This is a genomic window from Psychrobacter cibarius, from assembly GCF_904845955.1.
GTDB classification, from domain to species: Bacteria; Pseudomonadota; Gammaproteobacteria; order Pseudomonadales; family Moraxellaceae; genus Psychrobacter; species Psychrobacter cibarius_B.
Window position 1 is genome coordinate 1 of sequence record NZ_CAJGYX010000020.1, and the last position, 4,335, is coordinate 4,335.

The 4,335-nt window shown below is 36.9% G+C and carries 6 protein-coding genes; 1 reads left to right on the forward strand and 5 read right to left on the reverse strand.

Features of this window, described 5'->3' with window-relative positions:
* Positions 1 to 322: 322 nt before the first annotated feature.
* Entirely contained in the window at positions 323 to 1,453 is a 1,131-nt protein-coding gene (mobV, locus tag JMV76_RS14470) for a MobV family relaxase (RefSeq protein ID WP_201503164.1), read from the reverse strand.
* 295 nt (positions 1,454 to 1,748) lie between these two features.
* Between mobV and JMV76_RS14475 the strand changes: the two genes are divergently transcribed.
* Positions 1,749 to 2,681 carry a hypothetical protein gene (locus JMV76_RS14475; protein WP_227690455.1) on the forward strand — a complete coding sequence of 311 codons (933 nt, stop codon included), beginning with the start codon at positions 1,749 to 1,751 and terminating at the stop codon, positions 2,679 to 2,681.
* On the opposite strand, the gene JMV76_RS14480 is transcribed toward JMV76_RS14475, so the two are convergent.
* The 4 genes from JMV76_RS14480 to repM all read right to left on the reverse strand — a co-directional run.
* Complete coding sequence (locus tag JMV76_RS14480) at positions 2,673 to 2,885, reverse strand: hypothetical protein (RefSeq protein ID WP_201503166.1); 213 nt, start codon at positions 2,883 to 2,885, stop codon at positions 2,673 to 2,675. The two genes, JMV76_RS14475 and JMV76_RS14480, sit on opposite strands and share 9 nt — an antisense overlap.
* 79 nt (positions 2,886 to 2,964) lie before the next feature.
* A complete protein-coding gene (locus JMV76_RS14485; protein ID WP_201503167.1) occupies positions 2,965 to 3,138 on the reverse strand; it encodes a hypothetical protein in 174 nt (57 codons plus the stop codon).
* 16 nt (positions 3,139 to 3,154) lie between these two features.
* Positions 3,155 to 3,352 carry a hypothetical protein gene (locus JMV76_RS14490; RefSeq protein WP_201503168.1) on the reverse strand — a complete coding sequence of 66 codons (198 nt, stop codon included), beginning with the start codon at positions 3,350 to 3,352 and terminating at the stop codon, positions 3,155 to 3,157.
* Between the two features lie 28 nt (positions 3,353 to 3,380).
* A partial coding sequence (gene repM, locus JMV76_RS14495; RefSeq protein WP_201503169.1) for a replication initiation protein RepM occupies positions 3,381 to 4,335 on the reverse strand: 955 nt, incomplete at its 5' end.

A 4,335-nucleotide genomic window follows, 5' to 3' on the forward strand; every position in this document is an offset into this window, starting at 1 on the left:
TGAATAAGTGAATTTTCTTTTACCACTAATGAATTCAAATTCATTTAACTATACCTTTTTTTAATTAGTTTTAACTATATAACATATAGTATAGTTAAATGCTCGGAATTTATAGTTTTTAAAATCGGAATTTATAGTTTTTAAAATCAATTCTGCTCGGAATTTATAGTTTTTAAAATCGGAATTTATAGTTTAATGGGCGCTGTATGTCTTGGTATTAAAGGTCTGTAGCGTTCCGACAAATAGTACAAATATCTTTAACAAATAAACAAATAGGATTTTTTTGTTTATTTAGAAAATAAAAGACAAAAAATAAAGACAATTATATCGAGATATCAGGATCTTTCTTATGATCTCTTTCTTCAGGTAAATCATTAATTATTTTTGGCTCATTCATCAATTTAGTTTTAACATCATCAAGAGCAGCAGGATTTTTCAAATTCTCAAGTTCTTTTAGTATTCTAGTCACTTTATTCTGTTTAGACCTTGATAATGATCTGTAGAAACCACTCCATTTGTCCACACGTTTAGCATTATTAGCTGTTTGACTCTCTTTTGATACATCCATAGCTTTTTTACTTTCATCCCTCTCTACAGCGATTTTACGGCTTTCTAGCTGCATTGCCTCATTCACCCTAGTGATTTCATCTTTATTTAGCCCCTCAGTAGCTACCAAGTAAGGCTCAACACGCTCTCTAAGGGTGTCATAACTGTCCTCAGCAATTTTTTTGTATAACCTAGCTCTCTCATAATCGTTCAAGATACTTTTGGCAGCCTTAATCGTGGGTTCTACTTGTTCAATGACTGCTGCTGTGATCTTTTCACCATACCTAGCCTTACTTTCAAACATTTCAGGCTTTGGCGTTTCGGCTTTGATACTGAAATCCCTAGCGTTATTGATGTCGTGGTAATACTCCTTGATGCTCGTATGCTTTGACCTAGAGCCTTCCTTACCCCTAGTTAGCCCCAAATCCTTCACTTGGTTGGCAAAATCGGTCTGCATCTTGTTTAATTTAGCCCGACCACCTAGAAACTCCTTGCAGTTAAGCTTCCCTTTTTGGTCAATAGGAACAACATAAGCGACCAAATGCGGTGTTGTTTCATCCCTGTGAAGGCTCATAGCAGCGATATTTTCCTTACCATGCTTATCATAGAGCCACTGACCGGCTCGCTCAAAAAAATCATCTTCCTTGTCTGTTCCCCAGCCTTTCCAATTAGGACTGGCGGTTATTAAATATTCAACGCACAGAACCGCATCAGACCGTCTTTTTTCAGGAAGTAGATCTTGTATTGCTTGTTTGACTGCTTCAGGGGTGGCAACAGTATGTTCATTTTCAGAGGTACGTTTTGGATCAGCATTAGGCGTATCTATCGTCCTGTAATTATGTGCAAGACTGCCACCAATGTTCCCCATTGTCTTTAATTTTGCAGTCCTTAAAATCGCATATTCCATAGCCACCTTTTCCCATTGATTTAGCGTAATTTCTTAAAGGTGTACTCACTACACCTTTATTATTTAACTAGCAGCGCTAGGTTAATCAATAAAGGTTACTTGAGCAAGGGGCGAACCCCTTTGAACCCCAAAAAAACCATAACTGATAATTTGGATTGGATGTATGCTACTCGGCGTTAGTTTAATAAAAACTACAATGGACTGACTTAATAAATAAGTCAGATAAAAGACAACTAAATTGGATGATTAAAACATAATGACACGTAAACTTTTAATTTTTGGTAACGGCTTAGGCATGGCAATCGACTCCAATCATTATTCATTACCAAATGCACTGAACACGGTTTGGAAAGATGACAGTTTATGGAGCAATACAGTACAACGTGACCTTATTCAAAACTGTATCCCTTCAAATAGCTGTCCGGTCTCGGAAGATGAGTTAGATAAATTACACTTAGTATCTACCTCTTGTGACTATCTTAAAGAGTTTTCTCCCACAACTAATGGAGACCATTGGTTGTCCAGTTATGGGCATGATTTTACTAGCTCTACACAAGAATATATCCATACTGTTTCTTCATATTTATTTGAATCTACAAACTCTTTACCTACATCATTTAGAGACCCGTTGATTGATTTTGTTAGAAATACCAAGTCTCATGTAGCAACTTTAAATTATGACAAATTACTTTACGAAGCATTTATCAATGCAGGTATTTGTAATGGGTTTGGTGGACAATTAGTTGATGGATTTCTTGACTCTGGATTTGATAGCGCAAATTTAGTTCGTAAATTTAATAATAGATTTGGGTACTACATGCATTTACATGGTAGCCCATTATTTAAAGACATAAATAACATAACGTATAAGTTAGCAATTTCAAGTATTGCGACAACAAACATTTTTGGCAGTAAACATATTGTATTGACGCATATTCCACATAAACCTACTGTTATTACTGCTTCTCAAGTCCTATCAACGTATTGGAGTTATTTGACGCTTTCATTGAGTGAAGTAGATGAAATTATTTTATTCGGTTACTCAGGATGTGACACACACTTAAATAAAATTTTGAAAATGTATGCTAACTCAAAAATAAAAAGAATTGTCGAATGGGATGGTGACTCCTTTACTGACCAACAAAGACAAAAATTTTGGGATAGTGAATTAGGTAATAACGTGACATTAAACAGAATGCCTGATATCACTCAATTTATATCATGGTGAAGATATCAACAAACATAGTTTATTGATATTTAGACTGTAAGTACCTTGGTTTTTTTGTTCTAAAAACTCTTTTTGGGCATTGGTCAGTGGTTCGCCTAATCGCTGCTTTTGCTCGATAAGTTCTAACTTCGTATTATCCATGAAGCCGTTGCTAGGGTTATCACCATACTCTTGCATTTTCCTGAAGAAACTAGATGCTGGCATTTTGCTTGCTCCGTCAATCTGTCATATTTAAAGCACCACAACCAGTGGTCTGCGATAGTTAACCGTCAATCTGTCATAGTTAGTCATCATTGCTATTTCTATGATTGTCCAAAAACGCTTGTTCTTCTTGGGTTAAAGCCTTACCTAGTCGCTGTTTCTGCTTAACGAGGTCTAAAAAAGCATCGTCCATGTAGCCGTTTTTAGGGTCGTTACCGTATTCTTGGAAGTTTTTGATAGAGTCTGAAATAGACATTTTGAACCTCTCTTAGTTATTTGATTTCTAAGTGTGGTGCTTGTGAGCGTCTTATTTTCTGCTCCACTCGCTTTTGTATGCCCTTGCCCCAGTTGGTTGCTCTCGATGCCACCAGCTGACGAAAGTTCTCGTCCTCGCTCATTTGTATGGCGTTCAATGCTGACTGGTCTATCCAGTCCTGTACTAGCTTATTTGGCTCTCTTTTCTCGCTCATTGTGGCACTCCTTATCATGACTTAATGCTTAAAATCTATCCGCCTGTTCATCATCAAGATATTCTTTAATAGGTCGCTTGGTGAACTTGCTTGGATCTTTCTTAAGCCAAGTCGCCATGTGCGTAATCCATGCACTAGATGAGCTGTTAGCAGGATTTTGTGGCATTACCAAGTGAGCATAATCAGATATGAATTTCTTACTATTCACAGCTCTAGCAATCTGTTTGGGAGTGAGAAGTGTACTAGTTTCAGTATCAGTCTGATTGTTTATCCAATCTATAGTATTAGGGTCACGGTTTTTTGCTATTGTCTTTTCTTTTTTCTTCTGTTTAATGCTAAACCAAAAGCCAGCAACCCTACGCCCTTCCTTGTATTGTTTGAGTTCAACAGTGATATCAGTATGCTTGTTTATTTGCTTTATAGCAGGACTTACTACTATGCGCTTAAAGTTATCCATTCGTGGGTATTGGTAAGGACTTAGTCCTAACTTACTCTTAAATTCAGCAAGTTCCATTCTGGGTGTTTTTGCCTGATTTTTCCATGCAACTAACACCTCATAAAGCCTTAAGGCATAACCGCTTGTAAGCTGGCTTACTTGCTTAATCTCATAGCTCGTTAAATTCTTCTCTAGCTCTGTAATTAAAGGAATAACAACCCTAGAAAAAGTAAGTTCTACCACTGCTTCATTATCAATGTAAGCAACATCAGACACCCAACGGCTGGTGATATTAGCTACCCCCTTGCCTCTTTTCTCTTGGTAACTGAACTGTCTTGCAAATAGCGCCTTGCAAGCGTCTTTTAAGCCTTCATAGGCTGTTGAACGGCTGCTTATATCGAACTGCTTGATATAGTCTTCAGCAAACACCCTTATAGGTTTATCAAAGGCTATGTAATCAAGCTCATTTTTATGTGTATGCTCTCTAATTACGATGATAGCCAGTAATAACAATCTTTGCTCAACCAGCGTTAAGTTGTAAGTTGCT

Bases quoted from the DNA above. Each gene is read 5' to 3' on its own strand.
- JMV76_RS14490 (WP_201503168.1), bottom strand. From the start codon at position 3,352: ATGAGCGAGAAAAGAGAGCCAAATAAGCTAGTACAGGACTGGATAGAC.
- JMV76_RS14475 (WP_227690455.1), top strand. From the start codon at position 1,749: ATGGCAATCGACTCCAATCATTATTCATTACCAAATGCACTGAACACG.
- JMV76_RS14485 (WP_201503167.1), bottom strand. From the start codon at position 3,138: ATGTCTATTTCAGACTCTATCAAAAACTTCCAAGAATACGGTAACGAC.
- mobV (WP_201503164.1), bottom strand. From the start codon at position 1,453: ATGGAATATGCGATTTTAAGGACTGCAAAATTAAAGACAATGGGGAAC.
- JMV76_RS14480 (WP_201503166.1), bottom strand. From the start codon at position 2,885: ATGCCAGCATCTAGTTTCTTCAGGAAAATGCAAGAGTATGGTGATAAC.